Annotated in this window: 15 protein-coding genes; 6 read left to right on the top strand and 9 right to left on the bottom strand. The window is 62.4% G+C overall.

Annotation, left to right across the window (positions count from 1 at the left end; genetic code table 11):
- Positions 1 to 2: 2 nt before the first annotated feature.
- Both AC1DX4_RS02425 and AC1DX4_RS02420 read right to left on the bottom strand, forming a co-directional pair.
- Positions 3 to 3377: an HsdM family class I SAM-dependent methyltransferase gene (locus tag AC1DX4_RS02425; RefSeq protein WP_477218791.1), complete on the bottom strand. Its 3375-nt coding sequence runs from the start codon at positions 3375 to 3377 to the stop codon at positions 3 to 5.
- A gap of 545 nt (positions 3378 to 3922) precedes the next feature.
- The gene (locus AC1DX4_RS02420; RefSeq protein ID WP_477218790.1) at positions 3923 to 5326 is read right to left on the bottom strand and encodes an MATE family efflux transporter; all 1404 of its coding nucleotides are present in this window, start codon (positions 5324 to 5326) and stop codon (positions 3923 to 3925) included.
- A 308-nt stretch (positions 5327 to 5634) separates the two neighbouring features.
- On the opposite strand from AC1DX4_RS02420, the gene AC1DX4_RS02415 reads away from it, so the two are divergent.
- From AC1DX4_RS02415 to AC1DX4_RS02390, 6 genes are all read left to right on the top strand, one after another.
- Complete coding sequence (locus AC1DX4_RS02415) at positions 5635 to 6552, top strand: AraC family transcriptional regulator (RefSeq protein ID WP_477218789.1); 918 nt, start codon at positions 5635 to 5637, stop codon at positions 6550 to 6552.
- A 241-nt stretch (positions 6553 to 6793) separates the two neighbouring features.
- A complete protein-coding gene (locus AC1DX4_RS02410; RefSeq protein ID WP_477218788.1) occupies positions 6794 to 8065 on the top strand; it encodes an ABC transporter substrate-binding protein in 1272 nt (423 codons plus the stop codon).
- Positions 8066 to 8177: 112 nt separating this feature from the next.
- Entirely contained in the window at positions 8178 to 9044 is an 867-nt protein-coding gene (locus tag AC1DX4_RS02405) for a carbohydrate ABC transporter permease (RefSeq protein WP_477218787.1), read from the top strand.
- Positions 9041 to 9853 carry a carbohydrate ABC transporter permease gene (locus tag AC1DX4_RS02400; protein WP_172221141.1) on the top strand — a complete coding sequence of 271 codons (813 nt, stop codon included), beginning with the start codon at positions 9041 to 9043 and terminating at the stop codon, positions 9851 to 9853. The genes AC1DX4_RS02405 and AC1DX4_RS02400 overlap by 4 nt, the downstream gene beginning before the upstream one ends.
- A 15-nt stretch (positions 9854 to 9868) precedes the next feature.
- A complete protein-coding gene (locus tag AC1DX4_RS02395) occupies positions 9869 to 10915 on the top strand; it encodes an NAD(P)-dependent alcohol dehydrogenase (RefSeq protein WP_477218786.1) in 1047 nt (348 codons plus the stop codon).
- 2 nt (positions 10916 to 10917) lie between these two features.
- Positions 10918 to 12003 carry an ABC transporter ATP-binding protein gene (locus tag AC1DX4_RS02390; protein ID WP_477218785.1) on the top strand — a complete coding sequence of 362 codons (1086 nt, stop codon included), beginning with the start codon at positions 10918 to 10920 and terminating at the stop codon, positions 12001 to 12003.
- Positions 12004 to 12012: 9 nt separating this feature from the next.
- Here the strand turns inward: AC1DX4_RS02390 and AC1DX4_RS02385 are convergent, their stop codons facing one another.
- From AC1DX4_RS02385 to AC1DX4_RS02355, 7 genes are all read right to left on the bottom strand, one after another.
- On the bottom strand, positions 12013 to 13599 hold the full coding sequence (locus AC1DX4_RS02385; RefSeq protein WP_477218784.1) for an FGGY-family carbohydrate kinase: 1587 nt from the start codon (positions 13597 to 13599) through the stop codon (positions 12013 to 12015).
- Positions 13596 to 14279 carry an HAD family hydrolase gene (locus AC1DX4_RS02380; RefSeq protein WP_477218783.1) on the bottom strand — a complete coding sequence of 228 codons (684 nt, stop codon included), beginning with the start codon at positions 14277 to 14279 and terminating at the stop codon, positions 13596 to 13598. The genes AC1DX4_RS02385 and AC1DX4_RS02380 overlap by 4 nt, the downstream gene beginning before the upstream one ends.
- 15 nt (positions 14280 to 14294) lie before the next feature.
- Positions 14295 to 15773 (bottom strand): mannitol dehydrogenase family protein, encoded by a 1479-nt coding sequence (locus tag AC1DX4_RS02375; RefSeq protein WP_477218782.1) that lies wholly within the window; start codon positions 15771 to 15773, stop codon positions 14295 to 14297.
- 157 nt (positions 15774 to 15930) lie between these two features.
- Positions 15931 to 16701, bottom strand: a complete 771-nt coding sequence (locus tag AC1DX4_RS02370; protein ID WP_477219105.1) for an L-iditol 2-dehydrogenase — start codon at positions 16699 to 16701, stop codon at positions 15931 to 15933.
- Positions 16702 to 16703: 2 nt separating this feature from the next.
- Complete coding sequence (locus AC1DX4_RS02365) at positions 16704 to 17702, bottom strand: ABC transporter ATP-binding protein (protein WP_477218781.1); 999 nt, start codon at positions 17700 to 17702, stop codon at positions 16704 to 16706.
- A 51-nt stretch (positions 17703 to 17753) separates the two neighbouring features.
- The gene (locus AC1DX4_RS02360) at positions 17754 to 18578 is read right to left on the bottom strand and encodes a carbohydrate ABC transporter permease (RefSeq protein ID WP_477218780.1); all 825 of its coding nucleotides are present in this window, start codon (positions 18576 to 18578) and stop codon (positions 17754 to 17756) included.
- Between the two features lie 11 nt (positions 18579 to 18589).
- Complete coding sequence (locus tag AC1DX4_RS02355) at positions 18590 to 19462, bottom strand: carbohydrate ABC transporter permease (protein ID WP_477218779.1); 873 nt, start codon at positions 19460 to 19462, stop codon at positions 18590 to 18592.
- Between the last annotated feature and the right edge of the window lie 122 nt (positions 19463 to 19584).

The following is a 19584-nucleotide window of genomic DNA, read 5'->3' as shown; positions in this document are numbered from 1 at the left end:
GGTCACCCATTGGTACGCGAAGCCAGCTGAAAGAATAACGCTTCTGCGTCCTCACGCGCAGTGCTGGCGGTCCATAGTCGTCGTGCATTTTGTCTGACGATAATGAAACTGTCTGCCGACACCGTCCTAATGGCACGCTTCGTGTAGAAAGCCGGCGAAAGCGGTTGGTCGAGAGCGTCTGCGCAACGAGTGACGACAGATCGCCAAAAGTCGGCGTCCTGCTCCTTTTCGTGCCGGGGAGCGGCCAGGGAAAATACGACCGCGATTGCGTCGCGACTTGGCGAGGCAATCGCCTGCCAATGCAGTTCGGAACCCTTTGGCAATTGGGCGTTCCACGCATCCAAAAACGCTCGGAGATAAGGCTGCAGTCCGCCGCGTAAAGGGGCCTTCGGAAGATCGGCGCCGGTTCCATGTGCGACCTTGGGGAATGACAGACGGTTTGTCGATTTCGCTTCTGCCCCTTTCCAATACAGGTCGTGACTCTCGGCCCAGAAGTCTTCAACTAAGTCCCGCTCTGCCTGGGAAAGCTCAAACAGGTCAAAAATGGCGTTATCAAGCTGGCAGAGCCACGGCTCTTCAGGTACTTTTTGCGGAAGAATGACGAATAGGCCAGATGTCGAACGGGATTGCGGTGGAAGTTCGCGCAACTGATCTACCGCCCGCACGACGCGTTTTGCCGCATCGTTATGTTCCGATCTGGACATGCCCCAGGAGGGCCTGAGCCGAACAGGAACGCGCAGCAGGTCGCGTGCCGTCACCTTGTCGTGCCATCCGCCCCAGCTTCCTGCAGTCATGAACAGAAGATACCGTCCGAGCGAGGACCACAACACACCCAGCGCCAGCTTCGCCTCAGTTTCGGAGAGATGCGGCAGTGGAATGCAATAAAAGCTGTGGCGGAATGAGAATTCCTGGCTTTCGAGCCTGGCTACAGGGCCGATCGGTTCTCTGACTCCGTGGGTGATTACTAGACGCTGCCCGTCATAGATTCGCTGATCGGGATCCCGTTTGATCCCAGTCGGCGGCGGGAGAAACCAGCTGTCATCTAAAGGGCCAAAACGCTCAACCTTTCTGTTATTAAGCTCAAGCAAGACCGCGAGCTTCCCCGTCGGCGCGGTGCTGCCACGCTGCCAACCGTAGCTTGGCTTCGGCTCCGTACCCTTGACGACCTCCCCAAGTGACCGCTCGAGCATAAGTCTGGACACCAGCGCCGCATCATGATGCCCGCCCCACCAGAAGACTTTCCAGAGATGATCCCCGTCTGCCAGGTCGCGTTGCGCCACGACCCGCCGGTCGAGCGGGACGGCAGCCATGGACCGCAATCGCGCGACAGGCCCCGCCCGCCTCGCGTTCCAGAGCACTACCCTCTCATCGGGGGAGGGGGAACGGTTCTCGGCCAGAAGAAAGGCGAAGGGCGCGACGGCCTTCGCGAAAAATACGCGCCGCACATGTGCCATGTTCACCACCTGCCTGAGCGCCGCGCGCTCAAGGAGATTTTGGCGAAACCCCCTGCTCGTATCCCGGTCGTTCCAAAATATCTTCATGCCGATGAGCAGGCCAAGGGTCCCGCCTTGCCGTAGCATCGTGAGGGAGCGATGAATGAATAGCTGGGAATACGACCCTTCGCCTGCGGGGAACTTGAATGCGGCTGCCCAAAGGCGGGGAATCGATTTCTCGGATGGCGCCTCTTGCCAAGGTGGGTTCCCAACCACCACGTCGAAGCTGCCGAGAGAGAGATCGAGTGTTCCGCCGCTGGCGAGCAGGCGGCTGTCGTCCGCACGACCTTTATAGGCCTTGTTGGCCTTTACACGCTCGGTAAGGAGCTGTTGCTCGCCAACAGTAAGGGCAAAGGCGTCCGAGACCAGAAGAATGCCATAGTGGCTCTCGTCGCGCACGCCGCTGTGCAGGAGATGGGGCAGGGGACCGCCCGAGGCGATGTCGGGTGGCTCCTGTTGGTCCAGCAACGCCAGATACAGGCTGAAGGCGGCTACGCGTGCGGCCTCCGCATTGATCTCCACCCCGAAGATGCGATTCTGCAGAATATGGCGTAACTCGTCGGGCGAAAGATTGCGTTTTCGCCCCTGTGCTTCGTAGCGAACAATCCGCCGAAAGGCCTCCACGAGAAATATGCCTGATCCGCAGGCCGGATCAAGGATCGTCGGTTTGAGTGCCAGACACGCCGGCGTCAGGGTGCGGCGCAACGCATCGTGAACAAGGTTTGCGGGCGTATAGTGGGTACCGGCGCCGTGCTTAAGCTCATCTTCCTCGGGCGCATCCTCTTCAAGCACCTCCTCAATATGCTCGACGAAGGATATCTTCGACTCGGACTGAACGTCTCGGCTACTCTCACCTTCCCCCGGAGCGGCCTCGTCGCCCGGCTTTTGACTGAGGGAGTCGTGATAGAATTGCTCGTAGATGCTGCTGATAAGTGCGAGAGGAACTACTTCAAAATCATAGGCCCAGAAAAAGAGAGGCTGCTGCCCGGCTTGTATTTCTCCAAGAAGAAATGCCCGTAACAGCTGCAACGCGGCATCGTCAAACCGTTTCTCCCGCGCCTCTCCAAGCGCAAATAGGTCACCGTTGAAATCGTGAGCCAAGCTCTCGAACAACGCGTGCGTGAAGCCTGCGTCACGAAGCACCCTGTCATATAGACGCTGCTTTCCCGGTGGTCCAAGCACAGGTATGGCGCCCTCATCGTTAAGCACACGCTGCCAGGCTACGTGTTTGCCAGCCACCCGCTCGAAATAAGCCCGCGTCAGTACTCCGCGATCCTCCAAGTACCGCACGAGGATGGATCGACCGATAAGCGCATGGGCCTCAGCCATAGACAGGCCTGTCGACTCTAGCTGCGCGCGCACATGCCTCAGGTCCTCGATCAGCCGGCGGTCAGCACGCGCAGGTGCGGAACCGCCCACTTCCATGAGCCCCTGCAGATCGGGACCATATTCGTCGATTTCTCGCGTAAGGCTAAGCACGTCAGCAGCTGAGGACAGCACCCGCCACGGATCTTTTGGGGGGCTTCCGCGCCTAGGCGGCAAATTGAGATCGTAGATGCGAAGCTCGTTGGGAAGTGCCACGAACAGGCAACGCGGCTCTGACATGCACCAAGCACGTCGATAAAGCTCACCCAGTGCTGCTTCATCCGGCGCCCTGCGGGCATCAGTGAACACCGCAACAGGATCGCCGCGAACAAAGAGCACCTTTTCGGCACCGAGTCTTTCAGCGAGGCTCAGCCAATCGCCGAGGTCAGTCCAGCGCTCAACGGAACTGTCGTGTTCGCGAAGCGCATTGGGTTCTGACACCGCATCAAGGAGGTCGTCCGACCGATCCGAAAAGCTGCTGTATATCTGATCAAGGAGCGTACGGCCTTGGTTATTCACGGTGTGCTCCCGTCGCGAACTGCATGGCTCGCTGTTCCCTCAGATGGGGCCGCCATCCAGAAAGATGGGCGGTGTGCTCAGCGATCTGCATCATGTCCGGTCCGCAGGACCAGCGGGAGTTGTTTCGTTTCATCGCATCCAAGAGGCGAACGAGGGCTTACTCCACGAGAGCCTCGGGCACCGTGCGAGATCCCAATGGCCGTGGTCTTCGCATCTAAGCTGACGGAAACCTCACTTTGGAAGATATGCTGATCAACCCGATATGCTGCACTATGCACCACTATGGTGACGAAGGGAATCCCGTTTCCTGAGCCGCGCCTATGCTGTTCGGAAACTTTGCGGCTGGTAAACAGCGCAAGACCGAGCGACGCGGATTGTTCGGGTCGAGTTGCTCAGCCACAGCAAAGGAAGCGGAGACGGCCCAAAAGGCGAGGTTAGGATGGCCGCGTCGGGCGCTTGCCGGATGGCTTTCGCAGGCCGATCAGAAGGCGCCGTATGATGAGCCGCATTGTCAGGAGATGACGGCTACGCGGCAGCCGTTTCGTTCAATGCCCGAACGCCAACGGCGGCGCGATGCGGTCGCGCCGCAGCCAGCGCCCCAGCAGCAGCGCCGCTACCACCGCCAGCCCCGTCGACAGGCCCATCCAGATGCCGACGCCATGGAAGCCGAAATGGAAGGCGAGCAGCACGCCGAGCGGCAGGCCGACGCCCCAATAGCCGATCGCGGCGTAGATCATCGGCACCTTGGTGTCGTGCAGGCCACGCAGCATGCCGGCGGCGACCGCCTGTGCGCCGTCGAAGACCTGGAAAAGCGCTGCAAAGGCCAGGAACGACACGGCAAGCGCGATCACCCTGGCATTGGCCGGGTTGCTCAGATCGATGAAGGCACTGATCAGCGGATGCGGCCACAGGATCATCACCAGCCCCATCAGCGCCATGAACGACACGCCGATGACGAAAGCGGTCCAGCCGGCACGCGACACGCCCTCCGGATTGCCGGCGCCATGCGCAAGCCCGACGCGCACCGTCACCGCCTGGTTGAGGCCGAGCGGCACCATGAAGGAGATCGAAGCGATCTGGATGGCGATCGCATGTGCGGCCAGCGAATCAGCGTCGATCAGGCCCATCAGCAGCGCGGCCGCATTGAAGATCGTCACCTCGAAAGCCAGGATGCCGGCGATCGGCAGGCCAAGCCGCAGCAGCCCCTTGAAGCGCGGCCAGTCGGAGCGCCAGAAGCGGCCGAAGAGATGGTAGCGCCGGAACCTCTTCTCCAGCATCACCACCGCTGCCATGCCGACGAACATCAGTGTGCTGGACAGCGACGTGGCAAGGCCGGAGCCGGAGATGCCCATGGCCGGAAAGCCGAGATTGCCGAACATGAACACCCAGTTGAAGAAGACGTTGCAAGCGACGGCGACGAAGACGATGACCAGCGCCCAGCCTGGCCGTTCCAGAGCCGAAATGAACGAGCGCAGCACGATATAGCCGTAGAAAGGCAGCACCGCCCATTCGAGCCAGCGCAGATAGATGCCGGCCTGATGCGCCAGTGCCGGCTCCTGGCCCATCGCCAGCAGAATGGCCTCGCCATGCCAAAGCACGAGCCAGATCGGGATCGAGATCAGGATCGCCAGCCACAAGCCCTGGCGCACGGTGCGGCGCAGGTCGCGCACCGAATAGCGACGACGGCCGAGCTCGGTCGCGATCATCGGCGAGGTTGCCAGCATCAGGCCAAGCCCGAAGATCAGCGGCATGAAATAGAGGTTGGCACCCAGCGCGCCGCTGGCCAGCGTATCCGCTCCGAGACGTCCCATCATCATGACGTCTGTGGCCGTCATCGCGGTCTGGCCGAGATTGGTCAGCACCATCGGCCAGGCCAGCGCCAGCGTCGCCCTGATTTCCTGACGCCAAAGGTTTTCCGGCGCGCGAGCGCCGGCTTCGATCGCAGACATTGTTCCGCTCTTTCCAGATACGGCACGTCGGCAAAGCGCCGGAAGCCGCATGTCAAACGGCAAAACCTTCGGTTCCGCAGCGTTTGCGTCAGCTTTTGGACGAAACGCGACATGAAGGCAAGGGAGGAGGAGCGGGCACCGATTGAGCCAGCCTGACGCCAGCAGAGCCGGCGACTGCCGCATCCAGCGCCGAATGGCTCGCCATTGCCGGGAACCAACGTCCATTTCACATGCGCGCCATGGGCTGCTACGGATTGAGTGGAGGAGCGAGGGTATCGTCACGGATCCCGGATTTTCCAGGAGGCAGCATGCAGTTCAAGCGCAGGAGGAACCCGGTTGCCACGCTGCGCACGGCGCCGGCCTTCGAACATATCGTCACCGAGGCGAGCGACAGTTTTCTGTGGCGGCTCGACGACTATCCCTGGGAACGCAATGTCTGGAACTTCCATCCGGAATTCGAAATCCATTTGCTAAAAAAATCGTCCGGCGTGGTCCTGGTCGGCGATCACATCGGTGAGTTCGGCCCGGGCTATCTCTCTATTGTCGGTGGCGGCCTGCCGCATGACTGGGTGACGGCGGTGCAGCCGGGCGAGCTGATCGAAGGCCGCGACATCGTCCTGCAATTCGATGCGCAGCGGCTGCGCGGCTCGGCAGGCCTGTTGCCGGAACTGCGCGAACTCGAGCCGTTCCTCGAACGGTCACTGCGCGGCATCGTCTTTCACGGCCGCACCGCTCTGGAAGGCGCCGAACTGATGGAGCGCATGGGAACGGTGCATGGGCTCGCCCGCCTCTGCCTGTTCCTCGAACTGGTCGACCTCCTGGCGAGGACCGACGAATATGAGCTCTTGTCCTCGCCGGATTTCTCGCCGGTTCTCGACGCCGCTTCGCTCGACATCATCCAGCGCACGCTGACCTATCTGTTCCAGCATTTCGCCGAGGATCTGAAGCTGCCCGATGTGGCCGAATTGGCCGGAATGACCGAGAGCACATTCTCGCGCTTCTTCCAGAAGAACACCGGCAACGCCTTCAGCGACCACCTCGCCAAGCTCCGGCTCTGGCAGGCCTGCAAGCTGCTTGCCGACACCGATGTTGCGATCACCGACATCTGTTTCCAGGTCGGCTACATGAACATCTCGAACTTCAACCGCGCCTTTTTGCGCAAGCACAAGATGACGCCGTCCTCCTATCGCAAACTGTCGCGCCAGCGGCTGACGCTACGCGCATAAGCGCGCCCTAAAATCAACGGCTTAGGCGGGATCGATACTCGTGTGAAGGACTTCGCCGCGAGGCGCCGCATTTTGCGCTGCACAATGCATAAAAGTACAGGTTTGCTGCAACGGGGCTTCTAGCTTGCCCTGATTGAACTCCTCATTTTGGCGATGGGTGGCATGTCGTTCGGGCGATGGTGAGGATCGCATGACCCGAGGACTTGCGCTTCCTGCGAATATTCCTGGAGGAGAAAAGATCATGAAACCAGTTAGGCTCGCTGCCAGCCTCGGCGCAGCTTTCGTGCTTTCCGCTACCGTTTCCACCATCGCCTTGGCGCAGGCGCCGGTCTGCTCTGCGCCGGTCAAGGTGCTGGCGCAGCCACGTGACGGCCTGACGCTTCTGGAGGACTCCAAGGCCGAGTTCCAGAAGCTTGCCGGCGCCAGCTTCCAGATCGACTATCTCAACGAGAACGACCGCCGGGCAAAGTCGCGCGCCGATGCGTCCACCGTCGGCAATTACAACGTCTATTATGTCGACGAAGCCAATGTCGCTTTGTTTGCGTCGTCGAAATGGATCGTGCCGCTGACCGATTATTATCCGGCTGACTATGATTATGCCGACTTCGATCCCGGCCGCCAGAAGGTCGCCACCTATGACGGCAAGGTCTGGTTCGCGCCGCTGACCGGCGGCGGCGACCTGATGGTCTACCGCAAGGATGTGCTCGAGGCCGCCGGCATCCAGCCGCCCAAGACGTTGGACGAGCTGATCGCCGACGTGCCGAAGCTGACCAATCCGGACAAGGGCATGTACGGCATCGCGCTGCGTGGCGCACGCGGTTCGGGCGCCAATGTCTGGCGCTGGATGCCCTTCTTCAAGGCCTATGGCGGTAAATGGTTCGACGGCGACAAGCCGGCTTTCAATTCGGAAGCGGCCGTCAAGGCGACCGAGACCTATCTGAAGCTGTTCAAGGACTCGGCCCCCGGCACGCAGACCGGCAGCTGGGATGAATCGACCGGCGCCTTCCTGTCGGGCCAGGTGGCGATCCTCGTCGAATCGACGCCGCTGTCGGGCATGGCGGTCGATCCGAAAACCTCGCAGGTGGTCGGCAAGATCGGCTTCCTGCCCCCACCGTCACCGCTCACCGGCGGCGGCTATGGCCATGGCCTGGCTATCGCGGCAAAGGCCAATGCCGACGACGCCTCGAAGAAATGCGCCGGCCTGTTCATCGCCTGGGCGACATCGAAGGAAAACGAGAAGCGCCGGCTCGACGCCCATCAGTTCGGGGAACTGAACCGCACCAGCATCCTGTCCAGCAAGGAATTCGCCGACATCTATGGTGCCGATCTCGGCCAGGCGCTGGCCGAGACCGGTAAGGTCACGGCGGTCAACTTCTGGCAGGATCCGCGCTGGCCCGATCTCGGCGATCGCTGGGGCATCATCCTTGAGGAACTGGTCACCGGCACCCGCACCGACGTCAAGGGCGGCCTCAACGAACTCGAGGCCTATGCCAACGAGCTGGTGAAAAAATAAGCCATCCTCCCCCTGCGGCGCGCGATCCGCGGCATTCAAGCGAATGTCGGGATCTGTGCGCCGCAGGTCTCCCTTTTTTCGTCGCTGCCGAGACGCAGCCAGGGATAGACAGATGCCTCGACGCTCTTCCTTGCCGGTCACTTTCGTCGTGCCGACGCTCGCCATCCTGCTGGTCCTGTCGATGGTGCCGACGCTCTACGCGATCGTCATCGCCTTGCAGAACCGCGAGCTCTCCTCGACAACCTATTCCTATGTCTGGTTCTCGAACTTTTATGACCTGTTCTTCGACCGCCGTTTTCTCAATGCCGTCTGGGTGTCGGTGAAGTGGGAGTTCGTCACGGTCATCGCGACGATGGTCGTAGCCATCGGGCTCGGCGTGCTGATGTTCGAGGTCGCCAGCCCGCGCCTGCGCAACGTCTACTGCCTGCTGTTCATCATCCCGGTGCTTTTGCCGCGCGTTTCGGCGGCCTTCGTCTGGAAGTTTGCCTACCATCCGCTCTACGGCATCGCCACCTATCCCTACAGGCTGATCACCGGCGGGTTGATCTTCGATCCGCTGTCGAAGCCGGCGACGGCCTTGTTCGCCGTCGCGTCGGTCGATGTCTGGCAGTGGGGCCTGTTCTTCGCCGTCATCGTGCTGAAGCTGCTCGAAACCCTGCCGCCGCAGCCGATCGAGGCGGCACGGCTCGACCACGCCAAACGCTGGCAGATCCACGCTTATGTGACCTTGCCGATGCTGAAAGCGCCGCTGATCAGCCTGATGTTCGTCAAAATGATCGAGTCGTTGCGCTCCTTCGACCTGATCTATGTGATGACCCGTGGCGGCCCCGGCGTGGCCACCGAAACGCTCGACATGTACGCCTTCTCGCAAGGCTTCATCGAATCCGGCAAGGTCTCCTACGCCTCGGCGATGGCAGTGCTGATGATGATTGCCACCGTCATCACCTTCACCATGCTGTGGAAGCGGGTGCAGGCATGAGGCCGGGACGTCTGATCGGCAGGATCGTGCTGGCATTTGCCGGCTTCATGGCCGTGTTTCCGCTGCTGTGGACCGCGCTCAATGCGCTGAAGAACAATGTCGACATCATCACGCGCGTGCCGCGCCTGGTGTTCACGCCGACACTGGCCAACATCAGCTACATCATCGGCCGCGACAGCGTGCTCACCGGGCTCTACAACTCGGTCGTCGCTTGCGGCTCGGCCGTGCTGATCGGTGTCGTGCTCGGCCTGCCGGCAGCCTACGCCGTGGCGCGCTATCCCAACCGCTGGGCCGGCGACATTCAGTTCTTCGTGCTGTCGCTGCGCTTCCTGCCGCCGGTGGCGGTCGCCATCCCGCTGATGGTGATCTGGCTGCAGGTCGGCCTCTACGACACTTTGCCGGCGCTGATCATCACCTATTCGCTGCTCACCATCTCGGTGATCATGTGGCTCGCCATCCCCGCCTTCCAAAGCGTGCCGAAGGAAATCGAGGAAGCAGCCTTCGTCGACGGCTACGGCGCCTATTCGGTGTTCTGGCGGATCGCGTTGCCCGTGGCCGCCCGCTCCCTGGCAGGGGCGGTCGCCTTCAGTTTCGTTTTGGTCTGGAACGAGTTCCTGATCGCGCTGATGCTGTCGAGTTCCAACGCCAAGACCTTGCCGATCGTCGCCTCCGAACTCTCCCAGCAAGGCATGAATGTGCCGTGGGGCATTCTCAACGCGTCGGTCGTGCTGCTGTCACTGCCGCCGCTGCTGTTCCTCGGCGTGCTCAGCGGCTTCCTGAATTCCGTTTTTCGACAAAAAAAGACTTGATGCGAGGATTACCCGATGCGGGCTTTGGTGCTTGAGAAAAAAGGCGAACTGTCGCTGCGCGAGATCGCGTTGCCGCTCGATGTCGGGCCTGACGACGTCAAGATCGCCATCCACACGGTCGGCGTCTGCGGCAGCGACGTGCACTATTACACGCATGGCGCCATCGGCAGCTATGTCGTGCGCGCGCCCATGGTGCTCGGTCACGAAGCCGCGGGAACGGTTGTCGAGACCGGCGCCAATGTCGAGACGTTCAAGGTCGGCGACCGCGTCTGCATGGAGCCGGGCGTGCCGAACCTGTCGTCGCGCGCGACAAAGCTCGGCATTTACAATGTCGACCCCGACGTCAGTTTCTGGGCGACGCCGCCGGTGCATGGCGTGCTCGCGCCCTACGCCGTGCATCCGGCCGCCTTCACCTACAAACTGCCGGACAATGTCTCCTTCGCCGAGGGCGCAATGGTCGAGCCCTTCGCCATCGGCATGCAGGCGGCAAGCCGTGCCCGCATCGTCCCAGGCGATGTCGCTGTCGTCGTTGGCTGCGGCCCGATCGGCATCATGATCGCGCTCGCCGCGCTTGCCGGCGGCTGTTCGAAAGTCCTGATTTCCGATTTTTCCGCGCCCAAGCTGAAGATCGCCGCGCAATATGCCGGCATCGTGCCGGTCAATATCGGCGAGCAGTCGCTGGTCGATGCCGTCGCGGCCGCGACCGACAATTGGGGTGCCGACATCGTCTTCGAGGCCAGCGGCAGCCCGAAGGCCTTCGCCAACCTGTTCGATGTCGTACGGCCGGGTGGCGCGGTGGTGCTGGTCGGGCTGCCGGTGGAGCCGGTGGTCCTCAACGTGCCGGCGGCGATCTCGAAGGAGGTGCGCATCGAGACGGTGTTCCGCTACGCCAACATCTTCGACCGCGCCTTGCAGCTGATCGCCTCCGCCAAGGTCGACCTCAAACCGCTGATCACCGGCACCTATGATTTCGCCGACAGCATCAAGGCATTCGAGCGGGCTGCCCAAGGCAAGCCGGAAGACGTCAAGCTGCAGATCCTGCTCACTGGCGAGAAGGGCTGACCATGTCCGCGATTGTTTGCTCCCATGTCGACAAGGCCTATGGCGCCACATCAGTCATCCGCGATCTCAACCTCACCATCGAGGAGCACGAATTCGTCGTCTTCCTCGGCCCGTCCGGCTGCGGCAAGTCGACCTTGCTGCGCATGCTGGCGGGGCTGGAGGATATCAGCGGCGGCGAGGTCTCGATTGGCGGCAAGGTGGTCAACGACCTCGATCCGGGCGACCGCGGCATCGCCATGGTGTTCCAGAACTACGCGCTCTATCCGCACATGACGATCTTCGACAACATCGCCTTCGGGTTGCGGCGCCAGAAGGTGCCGGCGGCCGAGATCCGGAAGCGGGTCGAAGCGGTGTCGGGGACGCTCGGGCTGGAGCCCTATCTCGGCCGCAAGCCCGCCGAACTCTCCGGCGGCCAGCAGCAGCGCGTAGCGATCGCACGGGCCATGATCAAGACGCCCAAAGTGTTCCTGTTCGATGAGCCGTTGTCCAATCTCGACGCCAAATTGCGCAACCATATGCGCGTCGAGATCGCGCGCCTGCACCAGTCGCTGAAGACCACCACCGTCTACGTCACCCATGACCAGCTGGAAGCAATGACGCTCGCCGACCGCATCGTGCTGCTCAAGGAAGGCGTCATCGAGCAGATCGGCTCGCCGGCGGAAATCTACCGCCGGCCCGGCAACATGTTCGTGGCCGGCTTCATCGGCACGCCGAACATGAATTTCGTCGAGGTCACGGTCAGCCGGGCCGGCAACGGCTGGACACTGACCGGCGCGGGAACGGTGCTGTCGATAGACGGCTCAGGCTTTCATCTCGAGGCAGGCCATCGCGCCGTGCTGGGGATCCGGCCGCCGGACCTGAAGACGGCCGGCGCCGGGGTCGCCGGCATCTTGCAAGGCACGGCCGATCTCATTGAATTCCACGGCAATGATGCGCTGGTGACATTCGGCTCCGGCGGCAAGGAGGTCAGCGCGCTGGTTCCGGCACGCGAATGCCCGCTGCTGAATGCCCCTGTCCGCTACACCTTCGAGGAAGAAAGCATCCATTTGTTCGACGCGACGTCAGGCGCGTCGCTGCGCAAGCAATAGCGCAAAAAACTACCGAATCGCGTCGAGTGCCTGTCGCTGGCGGTGCATCTCCAGGAAAATCCGGTAGTCGCGATCGAAGCGGGCGCCGGCAGCCGGGTTGGCGGCGCGCCTCTTGCCGCCCTGCTGCATGGCAAGGCAGGCGGCGTTGAGGTCGGGGAACAGCCCGGCGGCGGTCGCGGCAACCATACCGGTGCCGAGCAGCACCGCCTCGTCGGCCAGTGGCTCGACCACCGTGCAGCCGGTGGCGTCGGCATAGAGCTCCATCAGCAGCGGGTTCTTGGTGTGGCCGCCGGTGACGTGCAGCGTGTCGATCAGGTAACCGTTCTCGTTCAGCGCCTCCAGCACATGGCGCACGCCGAGCGCGATTCCGACGGCGGTGCGCCAGTAAAGTTTGCACAGGCTGTCGAAGGAGGAATCCAGCGTCAGCCCGCTGACGACGCCGACGGCGTGCGGATCGGCGAGCGGCGACCGGTTGCCGTGAAAGTCAGGCAGCACATGCAGGCGTGCGGCGAGGTTCTCGCCCTCGGTGGCGCGCAGTTCGGCGACACGCCCGGCGATCTTGGCATGCATGGCGGCGTCCGGCTCGCCGCCGGCGCCGTGCCAGCGGATGATGTGGTCGAGCAAGGCGCCGGTGGCCGACTGGCCGCCTTCCGACAGCCACAGCTTCGGAAGGGCTGCGCCGTAATAGGGACCCCATACGCCGGCGAAAGGTTGCGGGTCGGGCGACATCGCCATGACGCAGCTCGATGTTCCGGCGATCAGCGCCAGATGCCGGCCGATATCCTGATCGTCACCGGCAAAGCCGCCGAGCACGCCAAGCGCGCCGGCATAGGCATCGATGACGCCGGCGCCGACCCGGCAGTTTTCCGTCAAGCCGAGCTCCGCCGCCGCTTGCGCCGTCAGCGGACCAATGTCGGCGCCGACCGGACTGGCCCGCTCCGGCAAATTGCCGTGTTCAAAGAGATCGTCGAGGCCAACGATTTCGAAGAAATCGCGCTGCCATGCGTTTTCCTCATGCGCCAGATAGGTCCACTTCGCTGTCAGCGTGCATTGCGAGCGAGCCAGCGAGCCGGTCGCCTGCCAGGTCAGGAAATCGGCGAGGTCAAATAGGTAGCCGGCTTCATTCCAGCTCTTTCGCAAATTGCGCTTCAGCCACATCAGCTTCGGCGTCGCCATCTCCGGCGACATGACGCCGCCGATATAGTTGAGCACTTCGTGGCTGCTCGCCGTGCATTCGTCGGCTTCGGCAATGGCGCGGTGGTCGAGCCAGACTATGGTGTCCCAGCGCTTGTCGCCGGTGGTCGAAACGCTGAGCTGTTCGCCGTGCCGGTCGCGCACGACCAGCGAGCAGGTGGCATCAAACGAGATGCCGACAATATCTTGCGCCGCAACGCCGGCTTTTTCGCGGGCGGCACGTACTGCAACGCAGACCGCCGACCAGATATCGCGCGAATCATGCTCGGCGTGATCAGGCTTTGGCTGGTTCATGGCGATCGGCCGATCGGCACGGCCGAGCAAGCTACCACTGGCGTCGAGAATGCCCGCACGAGCGCTCCCGGTGCCGACATCGACCGCGCAAACAAATTGTTTCGTCAAGATGCTCTAACTCTCGCTCCCAGGCCTGCAATCAGATCGGGCAATTGCAGCATGTCAGCGAATATAAAGTCCGGTTCACTCGACGCAAGCCGCGCTTTTAGTGCGGGGTTGCCGGCATGGGCGCCGCCGGTGAAGGCAAGGACGCGCATACCTGCCGCGCGCGCCGCCGCGACGCCGGCCGGACTGTCCTCGATGACGACGCATTCGCGCGGATGGGCCTTCATGCTGGCAGCGGCGTGGAGGAAAAGATCCGGCGCCGGCTTTCCCTTGGCCACCATGGCGGCGCTGAACAGATGCGGCTCCATCAGCCCGAGCAGGCCGGTGACGTCGAGCGCATAGCGGATGCGCTCCAGCGTGCCGGAGGAGGCGACGCAGAACGGCAGGCCGAGCTTGGGCAACATCTCCTTGACGCCGGGGATCGGCTTCAACTCCTCACGGAATTTGCGCATCAGGTCGACACGCATGGCGGTCAGATGCTGATCGCTGATCTCCAGGCCGAAGTTGCGGCGGAGAATCTCGCGCACGCTTTTCATGCTCTTGCCGAGGAAATGCTCGTAGGCGGCGTCTTCGTCGACGCTGCCGCCGGCAAGTTCGATCATGCCGAGCAGCGCCGAGACGGAAAGCGCTTCGCTGTCGACCAGCACGCCATCGCAGTCGAAGATGACCAGTTCAGGCGTCATGATGCCTGATAGCTCTCAGAGCTTGCCGGCGATGTAGCGCGTCAGCGTGGCGCGGGCGCCATTGGCCCACAACACGTTGAGCGCATGGCCGAAGGCCTCGACGAAGGCTGTGGCGCGGCCGACATCGCCATAGATGTCCTCCATCGCCAGCCACGCGGCGGGCACATCCTTTGCCGCCTTCGCTGTCGCCTGCAAACGGTCCCAGCTCGGGTCGTTGGGTTCGATGACGGCACCGCTGTCTGATGTACCGAAGCAATAGCGACACCACAGCGCCGATTCCAGCGCCAGCCCGGAGACACTCTTTCCCGCCTTCAGACGGTCGGCGATGGTCGGGATGATGAATTTCGGCTGGCGGTTGGAGCCGTCGAGGCAGAGCCGGCGGATGGTGTCGCCGATCTTGGGATTGGAGAAGCGCTTCTCGATGAGCTGGTAATACTCCTCCAGCACCGTGTCCGGCACCGGCGGCACCGTCGGAATGATCTCGTCATGCTCGAGCTTGTCGAGAAAGCTACGCACCAGCGGCTCCTGCATCGCCTCATGGACGAAATGGATGTCCATCAGCCCAGCCGGGTAGGCGATGGTGGCGTGGCCGCCATTGAGGATGCGGATCTTCATCAATTCGTACGGCGCGACGTCCTTGACGAACTGCACGCCGACCTTTTCCAGCGGCGGACGGCCGTCGGTGAAATGGTCTTCCAGCACCCACTGCCGGAACGGCTCGCAGAACACCGGCCAGTTGTCCTCGACGCCAAAATCCTTGGCCAGGATGCCGCGTTCGCGATCCGTGGTGGCAGGGGTGATGCGATCCACCATGCCGTTCGGGAAGGCGACGTGCTCGCTGACCCAGTTGGCCAGATCCTCGTCGATCAGCCGTGCCAGACCAATGACGCCGTCCGACGTGACATGGCCGTTGTGAGGGATGTTGTCGCAGGACATCACGGTGAACGGCACGGTGCCCTCGTCGCGCCGGCGCACCAGCCCGGCTAGAATGAGGCCGAACACCGTTTTCGGCGTGGCGCCCGGCTGCGCGTCGGCGACGATGTCGGGATGGGCGGGGTTGAAGACGCCCGACGCCGGGTCGATGAAATAGCCGCCTTCGGTGATGGTCAATGAGACGATCTTGATCGCCGGGTCGGCAAGCCTTTCGATGATGCCGGCCGCATCCCCCGGCATCAGGAAGTCGATCATGGCGCCGGTGACACGGGCGCTCATATGGCCGTCATCCTGCTCGACCACCGTGGTCAACCAGTCCTGCTCTTCCAGCTTGCCGCGGCCGATCTTCTCGCCGTCGAACACACCGGCGCCGACCAGCGCCCAGTCATGGCCGATGCCTGCATTGAACAGATCGTCGAGATAGACGGCCTGGTGCGAGCGATGGAAATTGCCGACGCCGAAATGCACGATGCCGGCCCTCAGCTTGGCACGGTCATATTTCGGACCGGCGACCTTGGCGGGGAGGTTGGCGAGAGTGGCGGAAGAGAGTTTCACGGTCATCTGTTTTACCCTTTGGCCGGGCTTCGGCCTCGTTACTCCGCCTCTCCCCGTCCCATCGGGAGAGGGCAAGGGCGGCACATGCCTTGCGAGGCCGATGCGGCCTCTGATGTTGGCCTCTGCTTCTCGCGGAGGAACGAGAAGCAGAGGCCGGCCCCCCTCAACTCATCCACTGGCCGCCATCGACATTGTAGGTCTGGGCGACGATGTATTCGGCTTCATCGCTGGCCAGGAACACGGCCATGCCGGCGAGGTCCTCGGGCTTGCCCATGCGGCCGTAAGGCACCCCTTCGCCGACGAGCCTCTTCTTCTCGCCCTTCGGCCGGTTCTCGTATTTGGCGAACAGGGCGTCGACCTGGTCCCACATGTCGCTGTCCACGACCCCGGGCGCGATGCCGTTGACGTTGATGCGGTGCTTGATCAAGTCGAGCCCCGCTGACTGGGTCAGCGAGATGACGGCTGCCTTGGTGGCGCAATAGACACCGACCAGCGCCTCGCCGCGCCGCCCGGCCTGGCTTGCCATGTTGATGATCTTGCCGCCCTTGCCCCGCGCGATCATCGAGCGGGCGGCCGCCTGCAGCATGAACAGCGTGCCGGCGACATTGACGGAGAACAGTTTCTCGTAGCTCGCCCGCGATATCTCGATGATCGGCGCCAGGTCGAACAAAGCGGCGTTGTTGATCAAGATATCGAGCCCGCCGGCCTTGCTTTCCACCGTCTTCACCGCGGCATCGATCGATGCCTGGTCGGTGACATCGAGTTTCACCGCATAGGCTTTGCCGCCGATCTCGCCGGCTGTCTTCTCGGCGGCTTCCGGGTTGATGTCGGCAATTGCCACGACAGCACCTTCGCGCGCATAGGCCTCGGCGAACGCTTTGCCAATGCCACGGGCCGAACCCGTGATCAGCGCCGATTTGCCGGCCAGGCGCATGCTCACATCGCCTTTCCGTCGGCACCGAACCGGTGCAGCTTGGCCTTGTCGGGCGTCAGGTAGATGGTGTCGCCGTGATGGACGGCGAGCTCGCCATCGGCGCGCACCGTCAGCGGCCCGACGCCGTCAGCTTGAACGTGCAGGAACGTGTCGGAGCCCAGATGTTCGGCGACGCCGACGGTGGCCTTCCATTCGCCTGCCGTGGTCGAGATTTCCATGTGTTCCGGACGGATGCCGATGGTCTTGGTGCCGTGTTTGGCGGCCGGCGCGCCTTCGATCAGGTTCATCTTCGGCGAGCCGATGAAGCCGGCGACGAACAGGTTCTTCGGCGTCTTGTAGAGTTCCATCGGCGAACCGACCTGCTCGATATTGCCGGCATTCAGCACGACGATCTTGTCGGCCATGGTCATGGCTTCGACCTGGTCGTGGGTGACGTAGATCATCGTCGTCTTGAGCTGATGGTGCAGCTCGCTGATCTCCAGGCGCATCGTGCCGCGCAGTGCGGCATCGAGGTTGGACAGCGGTTCGTCGAACAGGAATGCGGTCGGCTGACGCACGATGGCACGACCGATGGCGACGCGCTGGCGCTGGCCGCCGGAAAGCTGGCCGGGCCGGCGTTCCAGATAGTTGGTAAGGTTGAGCACGCGCGCCGCGTCTCCCACCTTCTTCTCGATGGTGGCCTTGTCTTCGCCGGCCATCTTCAGCGGGAAGCCGATGTTCTTGGCCACCGTCATATGCGGGTAGAGCGCGTAGGACTGGAACACCATGGCCAGCTTGCGCTTGGCCGGTGCTTCGCCGGTGACGTCACGGCCGTCGATGTTGATGGTGCCGCCGCTGGTGTCTTCGAGACCGGCGATCAGCCGCAGCAGCGTTGACTTGCCGCAACCCGACGGGCCGACGAAGACGACGAACTCGCCATTCTCGATCACCAGGTCGAGGCCGGGGATGATGGACGTCGATCCGAAGGACTTGGAGACGTTCTTGAGCGTGATGTTTCCCATGGTTTCCTCCCCGAGGGGTTATGTCCTGCCGATTGCTTCAGGCAAATTCCGTTACTTCACGGCACCGAATGTCAGGCCGCGCACCAGCTGCTTCTGGCTGAACCAGCCCATGATCAGGATCGGTGCGATGGCCAGCGTCGAGGCCGCCGAAAGCTTGGCCCAGAACAGGCCTTGCGGGCTGGAGAACGAACTGATGAAGGCGGTGAGCGGTGCAGCTTCGGTGGTCGTCAGCCGGATCGTCCAGAACGCTTCGTTCCAGGCCAGGATGATGTTGAGCAGCATGGTCGAGGCGATGCCCGGCACCGCCATCGGTGTCAGCACATAGACGATCTCGTTCCACAGCGAAGCTCCGTCCATGCGCGCCGCTTCCAGGATTTCGCCGGGGATTTCGCGGAAGTAGGTGTAGAGCATCCACACCACGATCGGCAGGTTGATCAGCATCAGCATGATCATCAGGCCGATGCGGCTGTCGAGCAGGCCGAGATTGCGGAAGATCAGGTAGATCGGGAACAGCACGGCGACCGCAGGCATCATCTTGGTGGACAGCATCCACATCAATATGTCCTTGGTCCGCTTGGTCGGCGAGAACGCCATCGACCATGCCGCCGGAATGGCGACCAGCAAGGCCAGGATGGTCGAGCCGACCGAGAGCAGCACCGAGTTCAGGAAGAACTTGAAGTAGCCGCTCTGCGCCTGAACCTCGGTATAGCTCTCGAATGTCCCCGACGGGATCATGCTGAAGCCCTGGATGGCTTCCTGCTCTGACTTCAACGAGGTGATGATCGTATAGAGGATCGGGAAGAAGATCAGCAAAGCGACGATCCAGGCCGCAACGGTCGCGATTGTCTTGTGCTGGGTGGTGACTGAGCGTGCCATCGTGTCCTCCCTTACTTGTCCAGGTTCTTGCCGACGGCGCGCATGGCGAAGAAGGCAACGATGTTGGCGAGAATGACAGCGATGATGCCGCCGGCGGATGCCTGGCCGATTTTGAACTCGAGCAAGGCCTTCTGGTAGACGAGGAAGGGCAGGTTGGTGGAGGCGTATCCCGGACCGCCATTGGTGGTGACGAGGATCTCGGCGTAGACGGAGAGCAGGAAGATCGTCTGGATCAGGATGACGACGGTGATGGCGCGCGACATGTGCGGCAGCGTCAGATGGATGAATCGGCTGACAAAGCCGGCGCCGTCCATCTCGGCGGCTTCCTTCTGCTCACCGTCGAGCGACTGCAGGGCGGTCAACAGGATCAGCGTTGCAAAGGGCAGCCATTGCCAGGCGACGATGATGATGATCGCCAGCATCGGATGCTGCCCGAACCAGTCGATCGGTTGCGCCCCGAAGAAGCGCGCTATATCGGCGAAAACGCCATATTGCGGATGCATGATCATGTTCTTCCAGACCAGTGCGGCCACCGGCGGCATGACGAAGAACGGCGAGATGACGAGGATGCGCACGATCCCCTGTCCCCACATCGGCTGATCGATCAAAAGCGCCAGCAGGATACCGCCGATCACCGTGATCAGCAGCACGCTGATCACGAGGGTAAGCGTGTTGAGGATCGACTGCAGGAAGGCCGGGTTGGAATAGAACAGCGCGTAGTTCGACAGGCCGACAAAGCCATCACGAACCGGGTTGAGCGGATTGTACTGCTGGAAGGAGAACCACAGCGTGAGTGCCAGTGGAACAACCATCCAGACCAGCAGCAGGACGACAGATGGCGCCATCATGAAACGGGCAAGCGAACGGGTCTGCTGAGTAGCCATGACGGTCACCCTTCAATGGTCAGACGGAATTTTCAGAGGCGTTGGAAAGGCGGCCGCCCGAACTGGGATTCGGGCGGCCGTTGCCGGTCAAGGAGGCGACCGGCATTCGGCACCGGGAGGAG

Source organism: Mesorhizobium sp. P3_A8 (assembly GCF_056402995.1).
This window is presented reverse-complemented; position numbering and strand designations above follow the sequence as displayed.

What these genes read in the sequence shown, in the direction of transcription:
- AC1DX4_RS02375 (WP_477218782.1), bottom strand. Translation starts at nt 15,773, where the DNA reads ATGACCGTGAAACTCTCTTCCGCCACTCTCGCCAACCTCCCCGCCAAG.
- AC1DX4_RS02360 (WP_477218780.1), bottom strand. Translation starts at nt 18,578, where the DNA reads ATGGCACGCTCAGTCACCACCCAGCACAAGACAATCGCGACCGTTGCG.
- AC1DX4_RS02405 (WP_477218787.1), top strand. Translation starts at nt 8,178, where the DNA reads ATGCCTCGACGCTCTTCCTTGCCGGTCACTTTCGTCGTGCCGACGCTC.
- AC1DX4_RS02365 (WP_477218781.1), bottom strand. Translation starts at nt 17,702, where the DNA reads ATGGGAAACATCACGCTCAAGAACGTCTCCAAGTCCTTCGGATCGACG.
- AC1DX4_RS02410 (WP_477218788.1), top strand. Translation starts at nt 6,794, where the DNA reads ATGAAACCAGTTAGGCTCGCTGCCAGCCTCGGCGCAGCTTTCGTGCTT.
- AC1DX4_RS02370 (WP_477219105.1), bottom strand. Translation starts at nt 16,701, where the DNA reads ATGCGCCTGGCCGGCAAATCGGCGCTGATCACGGGTTCGGCCCGTGGC.
- AC1DX4_RS02400 (WP_172221141.1), top strand. Translation starts at nt 9,041, where the DNA reads ATGAGGCCGGGACGTCTGATCGGCAGGATCGTGCTGGCATTTGCCGGC.
- AC1DX4_RS02420 (WP_477218790.1), bottom strand. Translation starts at nt 5,326, where the DNA reads ATGTCTGCGATCGAAGCCGGCGCTCGCGCGCCGGAAAACCTTTGGCGT.
- AC1DX4_RS02380 (WP_477218783.1), bottom strand. Translation starts at nt 14,279, where the DNA reads ATGACGCCTGAACTGGTCATCTTCGACTGCGATGGCGTGCTGGTCGAC.
- AC1DX4_RS02355 (WP_477218779.1), bottom strand. Translation starts at nt 19,462, where the DNA reads ATGGCTACTCAGCAGACCCGTTCGCTTGCCCGTTTCATGATGGCGCCA.
- AC1DX4_RS02395 (WP_477218786.1), top strand. Translation starts at nt 9,869, where the DNA reads ATGCGGGCTTTGGTGCTTGAGAAAAAAGGCGAACTGTCGCTGCGCGAG.
- AC1DX4_RS02390 (WP_477218785.1), top strand. Translation starts at nt 10,918, where the DNA reads ATGTCCGCGATTGTTTGCTCCCATGTCGACAAGGCCTATGGCGCCACA.
- AC1DX4_RS02415 (WP_477218789.1), top strand. Translation starts at nt 5,635, where the DNA reads ATGCAGTTCAAGCGCAGGAGGAACCCGGTTGCCACGCTGCGCACGGCG.